This is a genomic window from Vibrio cincinnatiensis DSM 19608, assembly GCF_900167345.1.
Lineage (GTDB): Bacteria > Pseudomonadota > Gammaproteobacteria > Enterobacterales > Vibrionaceae > Vibrio > Vibrio cincinnatiensis.
On the sequence record NZ_FUXB01000009.1, the window covers coordinates 79,515 to 103,234 of the forward strand.

Sequence of the window (23,720 nt, forward strand, 5' to 3'; positions counted from 1 at the left end):
GTGATATAAGGTTATGAAAGAAGGCAGGAATATTGCTAAGGTTTTTATTCTATTTGCCGCTAAACTCAATACAGTGTCAGGTTTAGATATAGATAAGGATATACTTATGAAGAAAACTTCTCAGGTAATGAGCTTAGCCGCTCTATTACTTATTTTTGCAGCACCTAGCTATGCTCAATCTACCCCTTTTAGTATGACGGCAAGTGCTGGACCGACACGAGTCTCTTACGGTGGCGATACCGCAACTGGTTATGAGTGGAAAGTGCGGGGTTCTTATCGTTTAACGCCTTTTAGTTCGGTCAACTTGGGCTATAGTGAAACCAATGCTGATCTAAAAGATAAGTTGGGTGAAAAGCATTCTTACAAAGCTTATACCGTTCCGCTTACTATGACATTACGTCAGCCTTTCAGTGTTGGTGATGTTTATCTTCGGGCGGGTGGGCAATATTACAATCGTACCTATAAAGATAATGAGAGTGATGGTTTTGGTTTAACGGGAGCCATTGGGGTAAATCTATTGAGCGCTAATGCTTCTAACTTCTCGTTAGAGGTAGGATACAGCACACAAGGCAGTGCTGACTCAACATCCATTTCAATTGGTGCCGGTATCGGTTTCTAACACTTTGTCATCAGTAACATGCTCAGGTTGAAGAGATAAGCTCTCCCATCATGGTGGGAGAGCTTATTGTTAAATAGGAAATGAGAGATTTTCATCGTTAAGTTTGTTAATGAGCTCACTAATCGGCATGGGGCGGGCATAAACATAACCTTGAATGAGATAAACCCCTTGTTTTGCTAGGTAATCGACTTGATTAAGCGTTTCCGCTCCTTCCGCAATTAACTCAATATTTCCAGCTTTAGCAGACGCAATGATCGAGTCTAAGACACTTTTTTTCACATCATCGGTTTCGATCGTGTCGACAAACATTTTATCAATCTTGATATTACGGATGTGCAAATGTTGCAAATAGGAAAAGCCGCCATAACCTGTACCAAAGTCGTCAATTTTGAAGTGGTAGCCCTTTTCCATTAATAAGGCAATTTCTTCTGCCGCCATGACTAAATTTTTGATTGGTATCCGTTCTGTTAATTCAAACTTAATTCGTTGGGGTTGTGGCCAATTTAGGGCATGCAGCAACATGGATAGCTGACGTTTTTCCACATGCTCAGCAACCAGATTGATGCTGACCCAATGAGTGGGGGGAAGATGTTCTAAATCATTTAATACTTTTTGGATGATCTGATTCGTTATCTTAATGATGAGCCCTGTACTTTCAGCGGCATAAATAAAGAGATCGGGGGCGACCAACTCGTGACTTTTTTGCCAACGTAAGAGTACTTCATAGCCGACAATTTGCTCGGTACGACTATCCACAATGGGTTGATAGTAAGGAATGAACTCGCCATCTCGAATCCCTTTTTCAATGAGACCTTCGATAGAATTCCGATAGTTACGAATTAACCAATATCCACCCATCAGTAAAATGCCCAAAAAAAGGCTAATGGGCGTCCCCCAAAGAATCATATTGTGTTTAATGTATTGTCGTAAGGCTTGCCCTGACCAGAGAAATTGCTTACTGGCGACCGCTTTCCCTTTTCCACTAAAAGACAAGGATTGAGCCTTGGGTTCATAGGGAATATGTTCATCTCCTCGTTTCAGAACTAAGACTTCGGTTTCTTTATCTAAAAAGCTGGCTTGATAGTAGAAACAATCTTGGCAAGGGGAATCGAGTTCGTTTTGGGTCCAACTGCTATCGATAACCCAAATCACTCGATTTCCATTGATCACAAACTGAATGAGCAGTTCGTTTTCTGTATGGTCGATGTTAGGGGTCGCTGAGACGGAAAAGCCATTTTTTGCCGTAAACGTTGGGTGTTGAGCATCATGAAAAATAAAAGGGTAACCGAGTGTGGAACATTGTTTTCCCTCAGATGTTTCTACACCCATAAAACGAATGTGTTGGTTGTAAAAAATGGGGTTGCGGATAATTTGCCAATCTTCATCACCACAGTTAAAGCTGAGTGTGTTTAGCTGCTGAGTAATCATCTCTTGCAGCATATTGCTTCTATTGACGAGATAAAACTCAATCTGATCCTTCTTTTGGCTGAGCAGTAATGTAGCAACAGAGGACGAAATAAGAGGAAAGGCTGCAAAGTAGATAAGCATCGGCAGCAGTAACAAAGAGAAGGCTCGTCGTTTAGTGTGATTGGAAGGCAAGGTCCTTATCCTCAGAATGGTCGATAATATACATTACTTTAGCATTATTTATTTCAGGGTCCTGTATCTTGTGCGGTAAATTTCCGATAATGCTGTCTCATTAATAAGACGCCTTTTCATTTAGTTAAAATTTGGCGGGTTTTTATACACTAACCGCTTTGTTTTACTGAGTTTCTAATAAGAAATCAGATGAAAAAGTTTGAGCACTAAGACAGATTTTTTATGACGATCTCGTTTATTAAGCCATGACAACTATGCTTATGAATAAGCAATCGATTGATGTGGTTCGGGAGGTGAGAATGACGAAAGATTCATCGTATGTTAGCCATGAAGAGAAGGAGGTTCACTGGCATAACCTCTCTGAAGCAGAGGTTTTTAAACGGCTAAACAGTGATGTGGAATGGGGGTTGTCTTCGCAAGAGGTCAAGCAACGGCTAGAGCGGGATGGTCCCAATGTGATTACAGGGCAGGCTAGAATACCTGCGTGGCGTCGTCTGTTATTACAGTTTCATAATCCACTGATTTACATTCTGTTAGTCGCTACTATCGTTACCTCTTTTCTTGGCGAGTATATTGATGCTGGGGTTATTTTACTGGTGGTTTTAATTAATGCCTTGATTGGCTTTGCTCAGGAAAGTAAAGCAGAACAAGCCATTCATTCATTAAAAAAAATGCTCTCCTCAAATTCTACTGTGATGCGTGATGGTAAAAAACAGTGGGTACCCACCACCGATTTAGTGTGTGGGGATGTTGTTTTGTTTGCTTCGGGAGATAAAGTTCCTGCGGACACTCGTCTTTATCGTTGTCGAGATTTACAGGTCGATGAATCCACCTTAACAGGGGAATCTGTTGCGGTTGAAAAACAAAGAGGGGAACTGGATAGCGCGGCGGTTTTGGCGGATCGCAGTAATATGGTGTTCGCGGGAACCTTAGTGACTTATGGAACCGCTCAAGGGATGGTCGTTGCTACGGGTGATCAGACACAAACAGGAAAAATAGCCAGAATGATTGCTCAGGCAACACAGCTTGAAACACCATTAACAAGAAAAATTCATGCATTCAGCCGCTTATTATTGTGGGTCATTCTTGCGTTGGCTGGGCTGACTTTCTTTATTGGTTTAGGGTATGGGTTACCTGCCTCTGAGACGTTTATGGCGGCGGTGGCTCTTGCCGTCGCTGCTATTCCTGAGGGGCTTCCTGCCGTGGTGACGATAACACTGGCTATTGGGGTGCGGCGAATGGCGAAACGCAATGCGATTATTCGAAAACTTTCAGCCGTAGAAACTCTGGGTTCGACCAATGTTATTTGTTCAGACAAAACTGGAACACTAACGGAAAACCAAATGACGGTTCAAAGACTTTATGCTGCAAGCCAAAGTGTAGAGGTGACCGGGAGCGGCTATGCCCCACAGGGTGAGTTACAAGGGAGATGGGAAGACAATGGTGCGCTCGAGCATGTATTGCGAGCTGGATTATTAAATAACGATTCTCGTTTACTGGAGAAGGAAGAACGTTGGCTAGTGGAAGGAGACCCGACGGAAGGCGCATTGATTACCTGTGCCTTAAAAGCGGGGTTAGAGATAAGTCACTGTCAACAGCATTACCAGCGTTTGGATACCATTCCATTTGAATCTGATCGACAATATATGGCTACTCTTCATCATTTCGATGAAAAAAGAAACATCATCTATCTTAAGGGTTCTATCGAACAAATTAGCCGTCGTTGTTGTCAGCAACTGACGGAAGATGGGCGTTTGACGGCATTCAATTTGGAACAACTCAATGAACAAGTGACTCAATGGGCGAGCCAAGGTTTGCGAGTGCTTGCATTTGCTATGCAATGGGTTGATAAGGAAGAGCAAAATTTACAACGTTTTAATCAGCAGGAGACAGAAAGACAGTTAGTCTTTATCGGTTTGCAAGCCATGATTGACCCTCCTCGAGCAGAAGCCATTCATGCTGTCACAACGTGTCAGCAAGCAGGAGTAAAAGTGAAAATGATTACGGGTGATCACGCTTTGACTGCTCAAGCGATTGCTTCAGAAATTGGCATAATCAGTGATCCAAATTCCCGCTTTGGTCCTGTACTGACTGGGCAGCAGTTGAGTGAGTTAGATAAGGAACAACTGAAATTTGCCTGTCAGGAGGTGTCGATTTTTGCTCGTGTGGCTCCAGAGCAAAAGTTGCAGTTAGTCACCGCATTGCAAGCCCATCAATGGGTTGTCGCTATGACTGGCGATGGTGTTAATGATGCTCCGGCATTGAAGCAAGCCGATATTGGCATTGCGATGGGGATCAGCGGGACAGAAGTCGCAAAAGAAGCTTCTGACATGGTGTTAACCGATGATAACTTTTCTTCTATTGAGGCTGCGGTAGAAGAGGGGCGCAATGTTTTCGATAATCTCACCAAATTTATCACTTGGATTTTACCAACGAACTTAGGCCAAGGGCTTGTGATCATGGTTGCCATCGTTTTTGGCTTAACGCTACCGATTCTACCGGTACAAGCTTTATGGCTTAATATGACAACGGCTGTTTTTTTAGGCTTAATGCTGGCTTTTGAACCCAAAGAAGCCGGTTTAATGCAGCGTCAACCGAGAGAGTTAAAAGAACCGATTTTGAATCGAGAGATCATCAGCCGGATTATTTCTGTGAGTAGTTTATTGCTGTTAGGGGCATTTGGGTTGTTTCAATGGTCAGTGGTTCAAGGGGCGAGTTTGGAGGAGTCTCGTAGCATTGCGGTGACTTTATTTGTGGTGGTACAAAGTTTTTTCTTACTTAATTGTCGTCGATTAAACGGATCCATACTGACGGTGCCACTGCACACGAACCCATGGATAGTGGTTGGTCTATTGGCAATGATGGGAGCTCAGTTAGCTTTCCTATATTTACCGATGATGAATCAACTATTTCATAGTGCTCCCATCTCCATCGCTTATTGGGGGGTGATGATAATCTATGGCGGTATCGTAATGGTATTGGTTGAGATCGAAAAAATGCTTTGGCGAAAGTATAAATACCAACGCCAGTAATGTATCAAGGGGGCCTCCTGATTTTAGAAAAGCGACCCGCTTTGTAACTCAGTCAGAGTCTGGGTGAGTGATGGACGGATATGGTGGCCAAGTGCTCGAATTTCTTCGGTGGGTTCGACTAAATCGGGGATTTGGAAAGTGATCATTTTGGCCCCCATCGCCGCTCTTACGCCGTTATTGGAATCTTCAAAGGCGAGGCATTGAGTCGGATGGACACTAAGCCGTTTGGCGGCCAGTAGATAAATTTCTGGATCAGGTTTTCCATGAGTGACTTCACAACCTGTGGTCAGAGAATCAAAGTAGTGATCAATTTGAGCTAAACGCAGTTTAATACTGGCGATTTCTTTTTGGGTTGAAGTGGCAACTGCCGTTGGAATATGGTTGGCTTTTAACCACTGTAATAGCTCAAGCACCCCTGCTTTAACCGGGATCGCTTGGTGTTTAACGACCGCATCGTAACGTTGACGCCATTCTTTGTGCAATACAGGGTAGTCGAGTTGAGGGCCATAACCAGCCTTTAATGCGTGTTCAATGCCTGCTGCATTGCGTCCTATTACGGATAGGTAAACGTCTCGGAGAAAAGGAATACCTACCGCGTGGCAAGCTTGTTCAAAAACGGTTAGGCAAACACGCTCGGTATCGAGCAATAATCCATCCATATCAAAAATAGCAGCTTGAAAATTCATAACGATGACATCTTGGTTAACAAGGAAATGAGGTGTCTTATTGTTACATAAATACGAAAGGGAGTTCGACTATTTTTTCTGTGAATGAAGGAAATAAATTATTCTAAAAATCAGAGAATTAGCCTAATTAGTTTGTTAGTATTGATTTATAATAAGTCATAAGAATTCTTATTAATTAGCCCATTTTTTTCTTTTCTTTTTAAATGTGATTTTTCTGATCAGTCAAACAAAGGTGAGATAAATTGAAATCAATAGCGATTAGGCAGTGGATGCCAGGGTTATGTCAGTTAAGAGACTATCAACGCTCTTGGCTTAAAGATGACATGCGAGCCGCCTTTTCTGTGGTTGCGGTTGCGTTGCCTGTGGCTATTGCGTACGCACAATTAACTGGGGTATCAGCCATTGTTGGCCTCTATTCTTGTGTCGTTCCTATGATTGTTTATGCATTTTTTGGCACATCTCGACAGTTGATTGTTGGCCCTGATGCGGCCACTTGTGCCGTGGTGGCCGCTGTCGTCACTCCTTTAGCCGCTGGCGATCCTACCAAGCATTGGCAATTGGTGATGACAATGACGGCCATGATGGGAATGTGGTGCCTCGTAGCGAGTCGTTTTCGACTAGGTGTATTAGCTGATTTCCTTTCTCGTCCCATATTGCTTGGTTTGCTGAACGGAGTGGCTTTGACCATTATTGTTGGCCAGTTCAGTAAAGTATTTGGTGTGAGGTATGAACAGAGTTACTTATTAGAGCGGCTGGTTGAAGCTCCGCAGCGAGTTTTAGAGTTTCACTGGCAAACGGTGATGGTCAGTATTGTGACATTGGTTGTCTATTATACGGCAAAGCGTTTTCGTCCTGCATGGCCTGCTGCCATGTTAGCCATTGTTGCTGCCGGTTTTGTCGTGTGGTTTTCCCAATTAGATTTACAAGGCGTGAATGTTGTTGGTGTTATTCAAGGCGGTTTACCGGCTTTTCAAGCCCCTGCGTTTGATATTGGGATTAGCCGTGAATTGGTGGTTCCTGCCTTAAACTTAGCGATGGTGAGTTTTGTCAGTATGATGCTGACTGCTCGAAGTTTTGCGGCTAAGAATGGGTATGATATTGATGCTGATAAAGAGTTTCGAGCCTTGGGATTTGCCAACTTGGCTTCGGCTTTCTCTCAAGGTTTTGCCATTAGTGGTGCGGACTCCCGTACAGCCGTGAATGACGCCAATGGTGGGAAATCGCAGTTGGTTTCTATTATTGCTGCTTTGGTGATAGGTTTTGTCGCTATTTTTCTTTACCAGCCGCTACAATACATCCCGACCGCCGCTTTAGGTGTGGTACTGATCATTGCGTCAACGTCATTATTGGATCTCAAAGGTATCTGGGGATTAAGAAAGCGAGATAGAGATGCTTTCTATCTCTCAGCGATTACCTTTATCTCGGTATTGATTGTTGGAGTGATTCCTGGAATTACTTTGGCGGTATTATTGGGGCTGTTTCAATTTCTGAGAGTGGTGATGAGGCCGAGTGATCAACGGCTTGGGCTTGATGAAGATGGGACCATCCGCACGATTGATGCATCAGGTAAAGCGTCTCAAATTCCGGGACTGTTACTCTATCGGTTTAACTCCCCTTTAACGTATTTCAATGCGCCGTATTTTAAGCGACGGTTGTTGGATCATGTTGAGCAAATTCAGCCTGAAGTGAGTTGTGTCGTCATTGATGCTGTGGCGAGTTTTACGCACTTAGATCTGAGTGTGATGGCGATGCTTGGAGAAACGCATACATTATTGAAAAAACGAGGGGTGCGTTTAATTTTAGCGGGAAGAAAGCGCAGCTTGCGTCAATGGTGTGAGCTAACGGGAGTGCCTGTCGGTGATGGCGGATTAGTTCTTCGGGCTGATATGTATCTTGCTGTTAAATTAAGTGGTTGCTATCAAAGTGCCGTAGAAGAGGGGCAAGTACCTCCGGTGCAAAAAGAACCCGCCCCAGATGAACCACCGAAACCCATTCCCGAAGTGGCTTAATTTACTGAAATAAAAAGTCAGGCTTGAACCGCCTGACTTTTTATTTAAAAACCGCTCTTGGAATCACTGAAGGGGATCGGTTAAAAACCTTTCATATTTTCTGCTTCAAGTTCAGAAAAATATTTGACGGTTTTTACTTTTAACTCTTGTGTTGAGGGTTCATCACAAACCATCACGGCTTTAGGGTGTAATTGTAGTGCAGAAACCGTCCACATATGGTTCACAGAGCCTTCGACAGCGGCTTGAAGAGCAAGTGCCTTGTTATGTCCAGTCACAAGAATCATCACTTCTTCTGCATCTAATAGTGTGCCGACGCCAATGGTCAACGCGTATTTAGGGACTTGATTAATGTCACCATCAAAGAAACGAGAGTTAGCGATACGCGTTTCTTGAGTTAAGGTTTTTATACGAGTACGAGAGGATAGAGACGATGCTGGCTCATTAAATGCAATGTGACCATCATTACCGACTCCACCCATAAATAGGTTGATCTTGCCGTAAGATTTGATCTTATCTTCGTAACGTTGGCATTCAGCGTCATGATCGTTCGTGTTGCCATTCAATAAGTTGATGTTTTCTTCTTGGATATCAACATGATTGAAGAAGTTATTATACATAAATGAACGGTAAGACTCTGGGTGATCAGGAGCAATACCAATGTATTCATCCATATTGAATGTAACCACATACTTAAAGCTGACTTCGCCTGCTTTATATAATTCAATCAGTGCTTGGTAAGTGGCAAGTGGGGTGCCACCGGTTGGTAGTCCTAATACAAAAGGACGCTCCGCTGTAGGTTTGAAATCATTGATGCGTTTTGCAATATGTGCTGCTGCCCACTTTCCGACTTGTGCTGCATGGTGTAATGGAATCAATCTCATTGGTTGCCTCTACTCATATTCCCATTATTAGTAATTAATTTGCATTATAAAATAAGTTGTTTGTAACGGCTATGCTTTGAGTCAAACTTTTCACATTTAGCGACTTTTCTTCTCATAATTTGCTTTTTTCTCAATGTTTTCTCAGGGGTATTGAGTGTAAAGAGGAGAAACTTAGCGAGGGAAATGGTGAAATAGCATAAAAAATTCAACGGTAAAATTAAGTGGCTCATTGATTGAATGAGGGGGCATTGGAAAAAATGACGTTCATTACCCATACTTTTAAGGGAAAAGCACTCAAGGAGTGATGATAATGAAAAATGAACTTGAACCGAGCAAAATACTACAGGCTTATGAAAGTATTATGGTGCATGGGACCCCAACCGAATATGGTAAAATCTATCAAGGAGTTGAAGCCTTATCAGACTATGATGGGTATACCGTCTATATGCGGGGAAATGGTGTAGAACTGAAAGTCGGGTTTCATAACACTTACCATTTAGAGTATGACCAAGAACACCTTCGAGATAGTTTCTTGAAGAAAATTGCGTTATTGGCGAAATAGAAGCCATTAAGCATAAAAAACAAAGCCCCTAGCAATGATATTTGCTCAGGGGCTTTGGGAGAAAGATTCGTTGATCACACGAAATGATGATTTTTCCAATGTAGTCGCTTAGGCTTTGAGTGCAAGAAAAATGGAGCGGAGCTGTGACTTAGCCCGCTCTTTACTTATGGGGTTCATCAATGATTCAGCCTTCTCGGCGTGATGAACCTGATGCTGAAAGCACCAGAGGGCGACTTCTAATTTAATCTTCTTCGACTAAGCTCGGTTCATCATCGGTATAGTCATCTGCCGCATCAGGCTTATTACGGCCGTTTAAAGTATGGAAGCGCTTACGCCCACGAGCCAGGCGAACGTATTTCATCCATACGCGTTCAATTTTTGTTTCTGCTGAATCTGGATCGGCTAGCACAGCAATGAAATGTTGTTCTTCGGCATTTTCAGGTTGTAACTCACCGGATTCTAACCCTAATAATGTTTCTCCATAAAGCGTCAGGAGTTCTTCTTCTGCAAGGGTAAAGTCACCAGATTTGGCGAAGCCGCGGGGGAATTTTTTGGTATCGTAAAAGCGTTTTTTTCCGTGACGAAAGAGTGTTTCAGACATATCAACCTCGAGTGAATATGCGGGCTTCCTAATTGACGTCAAAATGCTGGATGTCTGTAATAAACCTTGCATTTTTAAGGCACTTAGGTATGCCACTACTTAGCTGTAGATTACGGCGAAAGTTAGGCGCAAACTCTGGAAAAGAAAAACAAAAATTTTTTATCGTCATAATTGTAGTTACTTGTTAATCTTCATCTGTCATTGCAGAGGATTTAATAATGGACGTAAAAGTCTTTCGTACCTTTCTTGAGTTGGCTAAAGTTCGTCACTTTGGGCGAGCTGCGGAGAACTTGTATCTTACTCAAGCAGCGGTTAGTGCAAGAATCAAACAGTTGGAAAATTATTTTGATGCTCAGCTTTTTACTCGAGATCGCAATAATATCAAATTGACATCAGCCGGAGAACGCTTGGTTGGTTATGCTGAAGTAATGGTTGCCACTCTACAGCAAGCTAAGTTAGAGCTTTCACTAGAGAGCGGTAAAGCGCTACAGCTAACATTAGGCGGTACGCCGAACATATGGGATGCTTATTTACAAAACTGCCTCAGTGCCATTACAGACGCATTTAGTGGCTATGGTTTTAAAGCCGAAGTGATGGGTCGGGAGCAGTTGAATCGCCAACTTCTTGAGCGGACGATGGACATGGCTTTTACTTTCGACCAAATTAAAGCAGAAGAGTTGCAATGTAAGAAAGTGGCAGACTTAGTGTTGGTTTTTGTATCCACTCGTCCTGATACTGCGGATTCTGTTTTTGATAATCAGTACGTTTATGTGGATTGGGGCATGCGATTTGCTTCTGAACATGCGGATCGCCATCCTCGTGCACCGGCTCCATTTTTAAGAACGTCAACCGCTCGCATTGCGCTTGATTTTATTTTAGAGAAAGGGGGAAGTGCTTATTTACCGGCCTCAGTCGTTGACCCCTTTTTACACTCTGGGCAATTGTATCGTGTGGCCGCGGTAGAAAATTGGTATTGGCCTATTTATCTGAGCTATCGAAAAAATAGTTCATCAATAGAGGCGATTACTCAAGTTGAGACCTTGGTTAAAAACATCGATCCACTGACGGCTTACAGCATACAGAAAGCGGGAGAGAAGGGTTAAAAGCACGGTGTATTAACGGCAAAAAGGGCAATGTATTGCCCTTTTTATACAGTGCGTTGACTATTTCGTGTATGACTGAGCAATATTGTCGATTCGCTCATTAGCACGAGCCGCTTCTTCTTGTGCAGAAACCGCAGCGTCTGTTGCGGTATTGGCTTTCGATGTTAATGAAGCGGTTTCACTTCTCAGTGCAGAAACTTGTTCATTAAGTTGGCTGACTTGATTATTCAATTCATCCAATTTTGTGGTCATTGCTTCGTCAGTGCCTGATGCACAACCCGCTAATAGAAGTACTGACGATGCTGTAGCTGCAAGTAACATTTTATTCATACCGAACTCCTTGTTGATTTTTATTCAAGACGTCCTATACATTATTTCTGGTCATATTATACAGTGACGCCTTAAGAGTGTAGCCACTATTCTACCCTTCGCCTATAGACGAATCGTCAAAATAACCCAAAATATTATACATGAATGAATCACTTGAGTTTGTGTTCGAGCTCTTGCTCAGGGAACTGAGTACCTCGCAACAAGAATATTTTTTGTGACGGCTATCTATGTTATTGCTATTCGCGCTATTATACTGCGTTCGATTTTTTGTTTTTCTGCTTTGCCTCTATAGCTTGAAGCGGCAGTCATGTTGGTGACACTTATTTTTCTTAGCAATCGTGTTAAGTGTACTCTCTTGCTTAGTAAGGGAGTAGAGTGTGAACCTTGATATTTTTTATTGGAGAATCCTTTGCAGTTTAAAGAATTAGGCCTAGACAACCGCTTATTGAAAACCTTAGCTCATTATAATTTCAAACAAGCGACCGATATCCAACGGCAAGCCATTCCTGTCGCTATGGCGGGAAAAGATTTGTTGGCATCTTCAAAAACGGGATCGGGTAAAACGTTAGCCTTTTTGCTTCCAATGCTGCATAAGGCATTAAAAAATAAAGCATTATCATCTAAAGACCCACGCGGTATTATTCTCGTTCCGACCCGTGAATTGGCTAAGCAGGTATATAGTGAACTGCGTTCCGCTCTGGCTGGGCTCAGTTATACCGCAACCTTGATCACCGGTGGTGAAAATTTTAATGATCAGGTGAAAGCTTTACGTCGTGGTCCACGGTTTATTGTAGCGACACCTGGGCGTTTGGCGGATCATCTTGAGCATCGTTCGCTTTTTCTTGATGGATTAGAGACGCTCATTCTTGATGAAGCCGATCGAATGTTAGATTTAGGTTTTGCGCCACAACTTCGACATATTCATAAGGCAGCGAAGCATCGTCGTCGACAAACTCTGATGTTTTCTGCAACGTTAGATCATGCAGAAATGAATGATATTGCTTATGAAATGCTAAATGATCCTAAACGCATTGCGATTGGGCTATCGAATGAACAGCATAAAGATATTCAGCAACGTTTTTATCTGTGTGACCATTTAGATCATAAAGAAGCACTACTTGAGCGTATTTTGCAGGAAGCTGACTATCGTCAAGTGATTATTTTTACCGCGACGCGAGTGGATACTGAACGTTTGACTGAGAAGTTAAATCAGCAGCACCTAAAAGCGGTCGCGTTGAGTGGTAACCTCAACCAAGCTCAGCGTAATACGATTATGAGCCAATTTGAACGGGCTATCTTTAAAATTTTAGTGACAACCGATGTGGCATCACGTGGATTGGATATTGCTAGTGTGACTCACGTGATTAATTTTGACATGCCGAAACACACCGAAGAATACGTTCACCGCGTCGGGCGTACTGGGCGGGCGGGCAATAAAGGGGATGCGATTTCTCTGGTGGGCCCTAAAGATTGGGATAGTTTTAAACGGGTCGAGGCTTTCTTGCAACAAGAGATTCAGTTCGATGTTTTAGAAGGTTTACAGGGTAAATTTAAAGGCTTGAAAGTTCGTCAAGTGGTGCATAACACCGCCGTTACTGCCAATAAAGCTAAACCTCAGCAAAAGAAAACAGCGAAGAAACCGGTTAAGCGGGATAAAAGTTATTATCAGAACGTGGCGGTGGGCGATTCTATCTTTATTCCGAAAAAGAAAACCCCTCCCAAGGTGGATGATGGTGAATAACATACACCTTATTGGTGTTCAAAAGCCGCTCTTTGGAGCGGCTTTTGTTTTATCAGGGGAGAGAAAAAGCTCCGTATTGACGGAGCTTTATGGACTTTATTTCGTGATATAAGCTTAGAAAATGAGGTGAGCAACCCCAACAATCACTGGTAATGTAATGAGTGTTCGCAGGATAAAGATCACAAACAGTTCTAGAATGTTGACGGGAATGCGGCTACCTAGCAGCAGAGCACCCACTTCAGACATATAGATAAGCTGAGTGACGGACATTGCTGCAATGACAAAGCGGGTCATCTCATTGTCGATAGATGCTGCTAAAATAGCCGGAATAAACATATCAGCAAAACCCACCACGATGGTTTGTGATGCTTGTACCGCCTCAGGTACACCGAGCATTTCTAAATAAGGAATGAAAGGTTGACCAAGCAGAGCAAATACAGAAGTGTATTCCGCAATCACTAAAGCAATCGTACCCAGCCCCATAACAACAGGTAGTACACCAAAAACCATATCAATAGCATTGCGAATGCCTTCACCAAGAATGGATTTGGCTGATTTGACTTGCCCTGCTCGATCTAAAGCGAGAGAAAGCCCCCAAGAAAAGGTACTGTGCCCTTGTGGAATTGCATCGGCATCTTTTTCTGGTTTTGAACCATCAATGAAAATATCTTTTTTCAAGCTTAGTGGTGGAAGGCGAGGAATGATAATGGCAGCAACGACACCCGCAAGACAGATCGCGCCATAAAACGGTAAAAATAAGTGCTCTAATTGAACTTGAGCCAGAACCACTAAGCTGAATGTAATGGAGACAGCAGAGAAGGTTGTGCCTATAACAGCAGCTTCGCGCTGAGTATAAAATTTATCTTCGTACTGCTTGCTAGTGAGAAGAATACCCACACTACCATCACCGAGCCAAGAAGCGGTACAGTCAATAGCACCACGGCCAGGAAGGTTAAATAAGGGGCGCATCACTTTACTCAACAAGCTTCCCATGAGTTCAAGTAGGCCAAAATTCAACAGAAGAGGGAGGAGTAGCCCTGCAAAAATAAACACGGAAAAGAGAGTTGGAAGCAATCCTTCCAGCACCAATCCACCCGTATTTTCTTCCCAGATGGCTTTAGGACCAAGCTGGAAAAAAGTCATGATGATAGCAATACCACCGATGATGCGAACAACTAGCCAAACCCAACTCGGATTTAAAAGGTTATTAAGAAACGTGTGGCGAAGAATGACCGCAGGTTTGAATAGTTTTGTTACTACAGAAGCAATGGCCATAAAAGCCACAATGATGGTAATGGTCCCAACGAGATAATCACCCAATAGCGCTTGTACTGATTTTGCTAAAATGGCGACTGGAATGGTTAACCCATCATTATAATAGACGGGGGCCATGAATAGAAAAACACCCACTAATGATGGAAGGAAGAACATCCAAAAATTGCCAGCAGATCGCTTATTGGCGGAAGGTGTTAAGGGTTGACTATTATCTTGCATTTCTTTTCCCATGCTTTACTAACAAACGAAAGGTCTTGAGCAATATTTACATTCATATTACAGCAAAGACCTCAGTGTTCAGAATATCTGCCTTTGTCTATCTTTGCAATACTATTCATCAAAATGGGTTAAATATTCACTCATTTACACTGTTATATTGAAAGTGATTGGTGATTTGTTTTGTTATTGTTTCATTGGTTATGGTTTTGTTTAAGTCTTTTCTTATGTTTTTGTGATGCTAAGGGTAGGTTTATTCATTAATTTGAACTCGTGATTATGATGAATAAAAAAGCCCTTAACCTGAATAGCTAAGGGCAACAGAGTATAGATATGGAAATGTTGGATTAGTGTTTTTGAATCATGGCCAAGCTTGAGCTTAATGCCTCATCAAATTCAGCAAAGAACTGTTCTTCACCGACTAACTGGACAATACCTGCCCGGCGTAATTTTAGAGTCACTCTAGAATTAGCCCCGGAAATCAGCACTTTGACCTGTTTATTATGGAAGTGGTGAATCATGTCTTCTAAGGTTTGGAGGGCCGTAATATCCATAAATGGCACCCATTTCAAGCGAATAATTAATATTTCGGGCGTTTCTTGAATACTGCTCATCACTTGTTCAAAGTTTTCTGCGGCGGCAAAGAAAAAGGGGCCTTCTAGTGCATAAACAGCAATTTCTCGTGGTAGCTCCGTAATGCCGTGATGCTGGAGTTCATAATTTAGTTCGCGTGGAGTACTGGCTTTTACTTCAACACTGGCCGCCATTCGTTTCACAAAATGTAAGGTGGCAATAATAACCCCAATATTGACGGCCACCACCAGATCGGCAAATACAGTTAACCCAAACGTGATCAGTAAGATGGCCACATCGGCTTTGGGGGCTCGTTTGATTAACTTAATAAAATGAGGGGCTTCACTCATGTTCCAAGCTACGACGAATAAGATTGCGCTCAAGGTTGCCAATGGAATATTGACGGCAAGGGGAGCTAATGCCAGTAGGATAACCACTAACGTTAACGCATGAACGACCCCCGAAATGGGGCTATTGCCTCCATTACGAATGTTGGTGGCTGTTCGTGCAATCGCTCCTGTTGCTGCTATCCCCCCAAAGAGTGGCGCAACAATATTAGCGATACCTTGTCCGACAAGCTCTTGGTTGGAATTGTGCTTCGTTCCTGCCATTCCATCCGCGACCACTGCTGAGAGCAATGATTCAATCGCCCCCAGCATGGCAATGGCAAATGCGGGGCCGATCAGGTGTAGCATTTGCGCAAAGCTAACTTGAGGGATGGCTAATTCTGGCAACCCTTGGGGGATACCACCAAATGCTGAACCAATGGTGCGTACACCATCAAAACCAATGACATACTGTAGGCTGGTGACAACTAATAAAGCCAATAACGGGCCGGGTATTTTGGAAAGTTTGGGTATTTTGGGGCCCAAGACGACAAGAGCAAGTGAGAACAGCCCTAATAGCGTCGTGGTAAGATTTAGATGAGGAAAAGCGTGAAAAATGGCGATCAACTTTTGATGGAAGTGTTCGCCAGTAATATTTGGTAAACCAAAAAATTCTTGCCACTGTCCAACCCAAATAATGACGCCAATGCCGCTGGTAAAGCCAACAATGACGGGGCTAGGAATATAACGAATAATACTGCCGAGTTTAGCGATACCTAGAATCAGTAAAATCACGCCCGCCATCATGGTAGCGATTTGCAACCCCGCAATACCATATTCTGCGACAATACCCGCTAAGATGACGATAAAGGCACCGGTTGGCCCTGCAATTTGTACTCGAGAACCACCAAACAGTGAAACGATGATCCCCGCGATGATCGCCGTATAAATCCCTTGCTCTGGCTTAACACCGGAAGCGATAGCAAAAGCCATGGCTAAAGGTAAAGCCACAACGCCAACAATTACCCCAGCGGTAATATTTTTTACCCATTGGTTAGGTCTGAGTAAACCGACTTTATAAGACTCATAAATGGCAAACATGCATGATCACCTTAAAAAACATAGGGAATAGAAGACGCAGGGGATTCTACGCTCATTTTTATCTCTGTAAAGGGAGGCTCAAATAGAGGGAAGGGCGCTGAATTATTGACCTGCTACCTGAGATAGATCATATCAATTTTATTTCATCTGACCATAATGGTTCATTAATAGCCGATTTGGGATATCAATAGAGCCGGTGAATAAAAGGGAAGGTGGTTATTTGCCGAATAAGAGCGGAAAGAATAAACAGGATATTCCATGTTGAGCATGTGCGTAAGAATGCTTATAATCTTTAAATTGCATAAAATAACGACAGAAAGGGAATTGGTTATGATTACTAAACGTTTTTTTAAAACAAAGAATGAAGTGGAAGTGACGTTTGAAGTGGAAGTTCCGCAAAATACAGTGAGCGTTGCTCTGGTCGCAGATTTCTTAGATTGGCAACCTCAGCCAATGAAAAAAGTCGCTAAATCAAATATCTATAAGTTTAAAACTCGTTTACCTAAAGAGAGTCAGTTTCAATACCGTTATTTACTGGATGAACAAGAATGGATGAATGATACCCAAGCCGATGCTTATGTTGCTAATGAATTTGGTGAAGACAACTGTGTACTTTGCACTGCTCAGTAAGCATTCTGATAAGTTTGTCAAAAAATGGGTTGTTTTTTGCTCAGAAGGTGACTTTTAGGCGAGAAAGTTTTACCCTTTTGTCTCTTTTAACAGTTTCTACGGGTTAATTGTGTCACCAACGTCTCTTTTTTATCGATTTTCGGAGCTTTCTAAAGGCCGGAAAGCTTCCATTATAGGTTTGCCTTTACTGGCCATCGCCGTGATGTCTTCGTCTCTCAGTCATCAATCTCATCCAAGAAAAATCGATTTAACCATTAGTGAATCTCAGATCGTTGAATCGATTTTGTCGGATGCAGCGGAAAGCAAGAAGGTTTCTTATCCTGATTATGAATATGAGATAAAACCGGGCGATAATTTAAGCTCTATTTTTAATCAACTGGGTTTTCGTTATCAAGAGTTGATGAAAATCATGGAGACAGACTTAAACTATTTAGCACTGGATACCTTAAAGCCGGGTAATACACTACGATTTTGGCGATCGGCAGATGGACAAACCTTAGCTAAAATGGAGTTGAAATTCAGTTTAGTAGAAGGGGCGGTTTACTCTCGGTTAGATGATGGCAGCTACGAATTTGAAGAAGTCAATATCCCAGGGCATTGGCAAGAGCGGGCTCTGATTGGTGAAGTTCAAGGGAGCTTTTCTCAATCTGCCAATCAGTTAGGATTGGGAAGTGCTGATATTGATCAAATCGTCAGTTTACTCAAAGATAAAATTAACTTTGGACGTGATCTTCGCGCCGGAGATCGCTTTGAAGTGGTGTTATCTCGTCAATTTGTTGGGGATCAACTAACGGGTAATAAAGAAATTCAAGCCGTTAAAATCTATAACAGAGGCAGTGAAATAACGGCTTACCTATATAAAGATGGTCAGTATTACGATAAGAATGGGGAAAGTTTACAGCGAGCTTTCCAGCGCTACCCAACGACCAGTAATTGGCGTATTTCTTCAGGATTTGATCCAAATCGTCGCCATCCCGTAACAGGGCGAGTCACTCCTCACAATGGGACGGATTTTGCTACCCCGACGGGGACACCCGTTGTCTCAACCGGTGATGGGGTGGTCGTCATGACGCGAAACCATCCTTACGCTGGAAACTATGTTGCGATTCAGCACGGCAGCACCTATATGACACGTTATTTACATCTGGATAAAATATTGGTGCGTAAAGGGCAAAAAGTGACACGTGGACAGCGTATTGGGCTCTCTGGAGCAACAGGAAGAGTGACTGGTCCACATATCCATTATGAACTGATTGTTCGTGGTCGGCCTGTTAACCCGATGACCGCTAATATTCCGATGGCGAATTCGGTTCCGAAGCAAGAGATGGCTCAATTTACAGCGCGTCGTAATGAATTAGATCGATTACTTGCTCAACAAGATAGTTTGTTAGCGGCGAATGCAGCAAAAACGGACTCAGACATTTAGTTAAAATTGGCAAGCATGATATTCGTGATTGATTAAGGATGCCCTGCTTGCCAGTTTTTCCATTGTTCTAATATTTGAGATGGCATACATGGCTTTGAGAAATAGTAGCCTTGAATTTGCTCACACCCCATTGCATATAACTTATCCAACGCTTGCTTGTTCTCAACACCTTCGGCAATTAAGTCGACATTTAATTGCTTAGCGAGTTGGATGATCAACCATACCACTCGTTCAGATGTTTCATTGCATAGCATATTACGAATGAATGTGGCATCAATTTTTATGCAATCAATAGGGTAGCTGTGAATATAATTTAGGCTTGAATAGCCCGTCCCAAAGTCATCTAAAGCGAGTTTAAATCCTAATTCACGCAGTTGATTGAGTACTTGAGTGACTTCTGTTGTTTTAGACAGAAGGACGGTTTCTGTTAATTCGAGAGTGAATTCATTCGGTTGAAAATGGTAGTGCCCAATTTTCTCCATTAAATGGCGTAAATAACGAGAGGAATGGGTGATTTCATGAGCGGAACAGTTAATGGCAAGGGACACTTTTTTATTCAGGGCGAGTTCCAATGTTTGTTTTGCTTGGCAGGCCAGTTCGATGATCCTTTCTCCGAGATCGACAATTAACCCCGATTGCTCTGCCGCTTCAATAAACTCGGTTGGCGAAATGGCTCCTAATTGCTGGTTTTTCCAACGCGCTAAGACTTCAAAATAGCGCCATGAAGGGTTATCACGCTGTACTATGGGTTGTACATTAACATAAAGTTCATGAGCGCTTTCGAGAGGTTTATCTAGCTCGATACGTAAGGCATTAATAATTTGCGTACGTCGATGATAGTCATGGCTTAGGTGTGTATCATAGCAGCGAATAGGTTGATTATGCAGGGTTTTACACTCTTTGAGAGCTAAACTGGCATGCAGAATGAGCTGATCCGAACTTTTAACGGAAGGGCTTTTTTTGGCAAGCCCAATACTGAGTCCTACTTTGATATGATGGTTGGCGTCTCGGTATCCTTGCTCTAATCTTTCTAAAATCATACGACAAATTTTTAATGGATCATTAGAAAAGGTAATAAAAGCAAATTCATCTCCCGCAATTCGGAAAATTAAATTTTCATTATATACGCACTGAAAAATGGTATTCGCCACATACTTAATTACTTGGTCACCAACATAATGACCAAAGAGATCGTTGATCGATTTAAAATGGTCAATATCAAGGTAGGCGAGAGTAAAAGACTGATGGTTATTTTCTATTAAATAATCAAGTTTATCGGATAAGCATCCTCGGTTCAGAAGATGGGTAAGGTTATCATGAGAAATTTCATAACTGAGTTGCTGGATTAAGCTTTCAGAACGGTCATTGAGCCATTTGTTACGCAAACTGTGGCTCAAAAGGCGAGCAATGATCCGGTGATATTCAATCACCGGATCATCATGCTCTATGGGCTGAGTAAACGTTGAAAACAGTAAGCCAAGCACTTCACCGGTTTCTGTTTTTATGGGGAGTCCCATGTATGCTTTCACGGTTTGATTTAACACTGGAGGCTGACTCAGCGAAAGATGAGGAGCATGTTCAGTGACCAGCGAAAACTCTAACTTAGAGCGAATGATCGGTTCAAAGAGGCTCCCCTGTATCGCGTAGGAAGCCCCCATTTCGTGAGTGGATCCAGCATAAGCAAGAGAAATGGCTTTGTAGTTTAATTTATCTATTTCCAGTAATTGGGTGCTGGATGTCTGAAAATGAGTATGTAAAACTGATACTGAACGCTCATATAAAGACTTACCTTCAAGCAGCAGTAATCCATTTATTGTGTCTAAACTGACAGCCTCTCTAGCCAAGGCGTTGATGGTCGTCATAGTCTGCTCTTATCATGATTAAAGGAAAATAACCTAGTTTTTATCGTGACTCGACAGCATTCATTGCTATATGCCTAAAGAAACTATGGCTGACGATGTATGGTTTTTCCACTTTGCGGTACTACCACTTTGGATGTATTTCCTGTTCTTCTATGGCCAATGAGCTCGCTAATCAAATGTGGGATATGCTGTTGAGCATTTGAATCCTGTACCTTATTGCGGTTAAGTATATAATTCTCCCTCAAATCACATTGGGGGAGAATTATGCAGCAAAATCAATTTGAGGCTTTGGTCAACATACTTTGTCAACAACCAAACTTGCCACAAGCTTTAGACGTATTAAAAACGAATGAAAACCCCGATATTGCAGAAGCCGCGCAAGCGTTAACTGGGCAGTTTGCTTTGGCAGAGGTTGATGACGAAAAGCGCATCTACCACGTGACACATGAAAGTAATGAGCAAGGGGAAGAGCAAGAATTCTTTGAGCATGTGATGAATGAAGGCGAAGATATTATTAAGTTTGTTGCTTGGTTTTTTGATTCGCAGTTTTCCGTTAAGACGAAGGAAACGTATCAAGCGGCAGGGAAAACGTATCAGCAACCAAAACGCAATCAATCTGTAATAAAATAACTTATTTTTGTGTGATCTTTGTCTTGTTTTGGCCTGTTTATGTGATATAGTTACCTCGTTTGGTAATTAATTTACATATTAATGTAGGAGAGTGTCATGGGTAACGATTTAGGTACAGCTTATATGGGCCAAATCATCGCTAAACAAATGATGCACGAAGCCCTTTATGGCAAAGCAAAGCCAAAGAAAAAATCTTTCATCAAAAGCATGTGGAAGAAAATGAGCAAGTAAGTTTGCTCAACCGGAATATGAAAAGCCCTGAGTATTGACTCGGGGCTTTTGCTTTATATGGATTGGGTAACGTACGCTTTTAGGATGGTGGTACTGAGGAGTTAGCTCAACGCATTTTGGCTTCTGATATATTGGCTATCAAGGGTTAAGGTGTATTCACCTTGGTAAAAAAAACCTCCCAGAGAGGGAGGTAAAGGAAAGAAGGTGACTTCTGCCTAGCCACTAAAGAGAAGCACAAACGCTGCCTGCATTTGTTCTCTAACATAAGCATAGGGTGTGCCATAATTAAAAATATTTATTTATCATTTGGTTATCTAAATATTTTGACGAAAAATGAGGGTGAGATGCCTGTCTTTTGTGCAGATGCAACGATTTAGTGCAAACCAGCCGTGTAAAGAAAAAAGGCCAAGCAAAGGTGCTTGGCCAAAAGGACAGTATTTATGGAGTATACGAGAAACTAGAAATCGTAACGGATGCCCGCTTGGAGTTGATCATCTTTATTTTTCAACTGCTCAAATTTGTAACCAGCATACGTTCGAATATTGCCGTTAAATTTATAGACAGCTTCGATAGCAAAGTTTTTCGCTAGATCGGTATTGGTATCATCATTTTCTTGGAAGTTATACACACCCACTAAATCAAGCTGTTTATTGGCTTTAAACTTAGCGGCAACTTCATAGCCAATAATGTCTTCGGAGCTCTTTTCCCCTTTAACAAATAATGCGGCTAAAGTGAGTGAATCCATCGGCGTGATGGAGGCAGCTAAGTTAAACTGCTTGTCATCATTATCTTGTCCAACGTAACCCGCCCCTAATGAGAACATGTCAAAGTCATACTTAATGGCGAGACCAAAACTGCTGTCATCATCGCCATTGGCCTCTTTTTTCTCTCCAGCAAGATAGTTTGCTTGGATTGATAGTGCATCAAATTTAGCACTATAAAGGAAGTTATTGGCTCGTTTATCTTTGTTACCATTCACAATATCGGCAGCGTCAGCACCAAAGGTTGCCATGATATCGGTAAAATCTGTGAGCATGACTTGTGCTGAGTCTTGTTTACCGTATGAAAATGCACCGATAGACGTGCCAAGCCCTGCAAAGAAATAGCGGTTAGTCAGGTTGTCGTCACCATCTAATTCTGCTTCGTACTTACCAAAACCATACAGATCATCAGCAATGGTGGTTTTACCCACTAAGTTGAAGCGAGCTCGTGACTTGTCCTTAAATTTGGTTGAGCTATCAGATTCGTTATTATCTGAAATGTTGAATCGCGCTTCTGCACGACCACCCACTTTAAGTTCTGTACCCTCTGCTTTATACACAGTTGCTGCCATCGCTGAGCCAGAAACGAGTGCTGCGAAGATTGCGGTTGCTACTACTGCTTGTTTCATTGTTATTACCTTATTGATAGTGAATTGAGCTTCATGCTCTATGCTTTGGTTGAGAGTAAGTTAAGGTTTTTAAATGACGGTTTGATTGCTTAATTGTGACGATTAGGTTTTGTTTTTATTGAATAAAAATGAATGTGTTAGAGTAGGAAGAGCAGAACATTGACTAATATTGAGCGAATGATCTTATTTTTATCCAGATTTTTATGGTTAGGGTTGGTGATTAAAAAAGATCGGTTACACTTTGTTTTTACTCATCATTCAAGGACGAGAAATGAACGCCGTACGTTATGCAGAGCAGTTAGTCTATCCGTCAAAGGTGCTGTGTGTCGGGCGCAATTATGCTGACCATATCAAAGAGCTGAATAATCCATTCCCAGAACAGATGGTCGTGTTTAATAAGCCAAACAGTAGTATCACTTCCACCTTACGGGCTTTCCATCAAGAAGCCTTACATTACGAAACCGAAATCTGCTTTTTGGTGGAAAATGGTCTTTATACTGCGGTAGGTTTGGGATTAGACCTAACGAAACGGACCTTACAATCACAATTGAAACAGAAACAGTTACCGTGGGAGCGAGCCAAAGCCTTTGATGGGGCAGCGGTATTGAGTCGGTTTATTCCATTGCAAGGAGTGAGCATCTCTGATTTACAGCTGGAACTATTCATTAATAGTGTCAGAGTACAATGCGGTGGTGTGGCACACATGATTTATAAACCAGAAGAGATTCTGGCCGAGTTAAAAACATATACAACTGTGTGTGATAACGACATTGTGATGACGGGAACACCACAAGGCGTTGGCGAGGTGCATCAAGGGGATCGATTTTTAGGGCGCTTAAAATGTGCTGATCAAGTCTTGATAGAGGTTGAATGGCTGGCAGAGTAGCCAGCCGAGTG

The 23,720-nt window shown here is 42.3% G+C and carries 20 protein-coding genes; 11 read left to right on the forward strand and 9 right to left on the reverse strand.

What is annotated here, in order from left to right:
- Positions 1 to 106: 106 nt before the first annotated feature.
- Positions 107 to 619, forward strand: a complete 513-nt coding sequence (locus tag B5D54_RS09840) for an outer membrane beta-barrel protein (protein ID WP_158116768.1) — start codon at positions 107 to 109, stop codon at positions 617 to 619.
- Between the two features lie 69 nt (positions 620 to 688).
- On the opposite strand, the gene B5D54_RS09845 is transcribed toward B5D54_RS09840, so the two are convergent.
- Positions 689 to 2,218 carry an EAL domain-containing protein gene (locus B5D54_RS09845; RefSeq protein ID WP_407834989.1) on the reverse strand — a complete coding sequence of 510 codons (1,530 nt, stop codon included), beginning with the start codon at positions 2,216 to 2,218 and terminating at the stop codon, positions 689 to 691.
- Positions 2,219 to 2,517: 299 nt separating this feature from the next.
- Between B5D54_RS09845 and B5D54_RS09850 the strand changes: the two genes are divergently transcribed.
- The gene (locus B5D54_RS09850) at positions 2,518 to 5,250 is read left to right on the forward strand and encodes a cation-translocating P-type ATPase (protein WP_078926373.1); all 2,733 of its coding nucleotides are present in this window, start codon (positions 2,518 to 2,520) and stop codon (positions 5,248 to 5,250) included.
- A gap of 23 nt (positions 5,251 to 5,273) precedes the next feature.
- Here the strand turns inward: B5D54_RS09850 and B5D54_RS09855 are convergent, their stop codons facing one another.
- Positions 5,274 to 5,936, reverse strand: a complete 663-nt coding sequence (locus B5D54_RS09855) for an HAD family hydrolase (protein ID WP_078926374.1) — start codon at positions 5,934 to 5,936, stop codon at positions 5,274 to 5,276.
- A 269-nt stretch (positions 5,937 to 6,205) separates the two neighbouring features.
- Between B5D54_RS09855 and B5D54_RS09860 the strand changes: the two genes are divergently transcribed.
- Positions 6,206 to 7,945, forward strand: a complete 1,740-nt coding sequence (locus B5D54_RS09860) for a SulP family inorganic anion transporter (RefSeq protein WP_078926375.1) — start codon at positions 6,206 to 6,208, stop codon at positions 7,943 to 7,945.
- Between the two features lie 80 nt (positions 7,946 to 8,025).
- On the opposite strand, the gene nagB is transcribed toward B5D54_RS09860, so the two are convergent.
- A complete protein-coding gene (gene nagB / locus B5D54_RS09865) occupies positions 8,026 to 8,826 on the reverse strand; it encodes a glucosamine-6-phosphate deaminase (protein WP_078926376.1) in 801 nt (266 codons plus the stop codon).
- A gap of 310 nt (positions 8,827 to 9,136) precedes the next feature.
- On the opposite strand from nagB, the gene B5D54_RS09870 reads away from it, so the two are divergent.
- Positions 9,137 to 9,388, forward strand: a complete 252-nt coding sequence (locus B5D54_RS09870) for a DUF3081 domain-containing protein (protein ID WP_078926377.1) — start codon at positions 9,137 to 9,139, stop codon at positions 9,386 to 9,388.
- A 241-nt stretch (positions 9,389 to 9,629) separates the two neighbouring features.
- Here the strand turns inward: B5D54_RS09870 and B5D54_RS09875 are convergent, their stop codons facing one another.
- Positions 9,630 to 9,989, reverse strand: a complete 360-nt coding sequence (locus B5D54_RS09875; RefSeq protein ID WP_078926378.1) for a MaoP family protein — start codon at positions 9,987 to 9,989, stop codon at positions 9,630 to 9,632.
- Between the two features lie 218 nt (positions 9,990 to 10,207).
- Here B5D54_RS09875 and B5D54_RS09880 point away from each other — a divergent pair, with 218 nt between their 5' ends.
- Positions 10,208 to 11,092 (forward strand): LysR family transcriptional regulator, encoded by an 885-nt coding sequence (locus B5D54_RS09880; RefSeq protein WP_078926379.1) that lies wholly within the window; start codon positions 10,208 to 10,210, stop codon positions 11,090 to 11,092.
- 60 nt (positions 11,093 to 11,152) lie between these two features.
- Here the strand turns inward: B5D54_RS09880 and B5D54_RS09885 are convergent, their stop codons facing one another.
- Complete coding sequence (locus B5D54_RS09885; protein WP_078926380.1) at positions 11,153 to 11,422, reverse strand: Lpp/OprI family alanine-zipper lipoprotein; 270 nt, start codon at positions 11,420 to 11,422, stop codon at positions 11,153 to 11,155.
- Between the two features lie 409 nt (positions 11,423 to 11,831).
- Here B5D54_RS09885 and B5D54_RS09890 point away from each other — a divergent pair, with 409 nt between their 5' ends.
- Positions 11,832 to 13,163: a DEAD/DEAH box helicase gene (locus B5D54_RS09890; protein ID WP_078926381.1), complete on the forward strand. Its 1,332-nt coding sequence runs from the start codon at positions 11,832 to 11,834 to the stop codon at positions 13,161 to 13,163.
- 114 nt (positions 13,164 to 13,277) lie between these two features.
- On the opposite strand, the gene B5D54_RS09895 is transcribed toward B5D54_RS09890, so the two are convergent.
- Together B5D54_RS09895 and B5D54_RS09900 are read right to left on the reverse strand one after the other, a co-directional pair.
- On the reverse strand, positions 13,278 to 14,657 hold the full coding sequence (locus B5D54_RS09895; protein WP_078926382.1) for a YjiH family protein: 1,380 nt from the start codon (positions 14,655 to 14,657) through the stop codon (positions 13,278 to 13,280).
- A gap of 344 nt (positions 14,658 to 15,001) precedes the next feature.
- Entirely contained in the window at positions 15,002 to 16,654 is a 1,653-nt protein-coding gene (locus B5D54_RS09900; protein WP_078926383.1) for a SulP family inorganic anion transporter, read from the reverse strand.
- A 330-nt stretch (positions 16,655 to 16,984) separates the two neighbouring features.
- On the opposite strand from B5D54_RS09900, the gene B5D54_RS09905 reads away from it, so the two are divergent.
- Both B5D54_RS09905 and shyA read left to right on the forward strand, forming a co-directional pair.
- The gene (locus tag B5D54_RS09905) at positions 16,985 to 17,284 is read left to right on the forward strand and encodes an isoamylase early set domain-containing protein (RefSeq protein WP_078926384.1); all 300 of its coding nucleotides are present in this window, start codon (positions 16,985 to 16,987) and stop codon (positions 17,282 to 17,284) included.
- A 109-nt stretch (positions 17,285 to 17,393) separates the two neighbouring features.
- Positions 17,394 to 18,710 (forward strand): peptidoglycan DD-endopeptidase ShyA, encoded by a 1,317-nt coding sequence (gene shyA / locus B5D54_RS09910; RefSeq protein WP_167514864.1) that lies wholly within the window; start codon positions 17,394 to 17,396, stop codon positions 18,708 to 18,710.
- Between the two features lie 32 nt (positions 18,711 to 18,742).
- Here the strand turns inward: shyA and B5D54_RS09915 are convergent, their stop codons facing one another.
- Positions 18,743 to 20,572, reverse strand: coding sequence for a GGDEF domain-containing phosphodiesterase (locus tag B5D54_RS09915; protein WP_078926385.1), 1,830 nt, complete (start codon positions 20,570 to 20,572; stop codon positions 18,743 to 18,745).
- A 264-nt stretch (positions 20,573 to 20,836) separates the two neighbouring features.
- On the opposite strand from B5D54_RS09915, the gene B5D54_RS09920 reads away from it, so the two are divergent.
- Positions 20,837 to 21,202 (forward strand): hypothetical protein, encoded by a 366-nt coding sequence (locus B5D54_RS09920; protein WP_078926386.1) that lies wholly within the window; start codon positions 20,837 to 20,839, stop codon positions 21,200 to 21,202.
- 96 nt (positions 21,203 to 21,298) lie between these two features.
- Positions 21,299 to 21,433: a hypothetical protein gene (locus B5D54_RS17440; RefSeq protein WP_267490088.1), complete on the forward strand. Its 135-nt coding sequence runs from the start codon at positions 21,299 to 21,301 to the stop codon at positions 21,431 to 21,433.
- A gap of 457 nt (positions 21,434 to 21,890) precedes the next feature.
- Here B5D54_RS17440 and B5D54_RS09925 read toward each other — a convergent pair whose 3' ends face one another.
- Positions 21,891 to 22,823 (reverse strand): porin, encoded by a 933-nt coding sequence (locus B5D54_RS09925; protein ID WP_078926387.1) that lies wholly within the window; start codon positions 22,821 to 22,823, stop codon positions 21,891 to 21,893.
- A 271-nt stretch (positions 22,824 to 23,094) separates the two neighbouring features.
- On the opposite strand from B5D54_RS09925, the gene B5D54_RS09930 reads away from it, so the two are divergent.
- Entirely contained in the window at positions 23,095 to 23,709 is a 615-nt protein-coding gene (locus tag B5D54_RS09930; RefSeq protein ID WP_078926388.1) for a fumarylacetoacetate hydrolase family protein, read from the forward strand.
- The last annotated feature ends 11 nt before the right edge of the window (positions 23,710 to 23,720 follow it).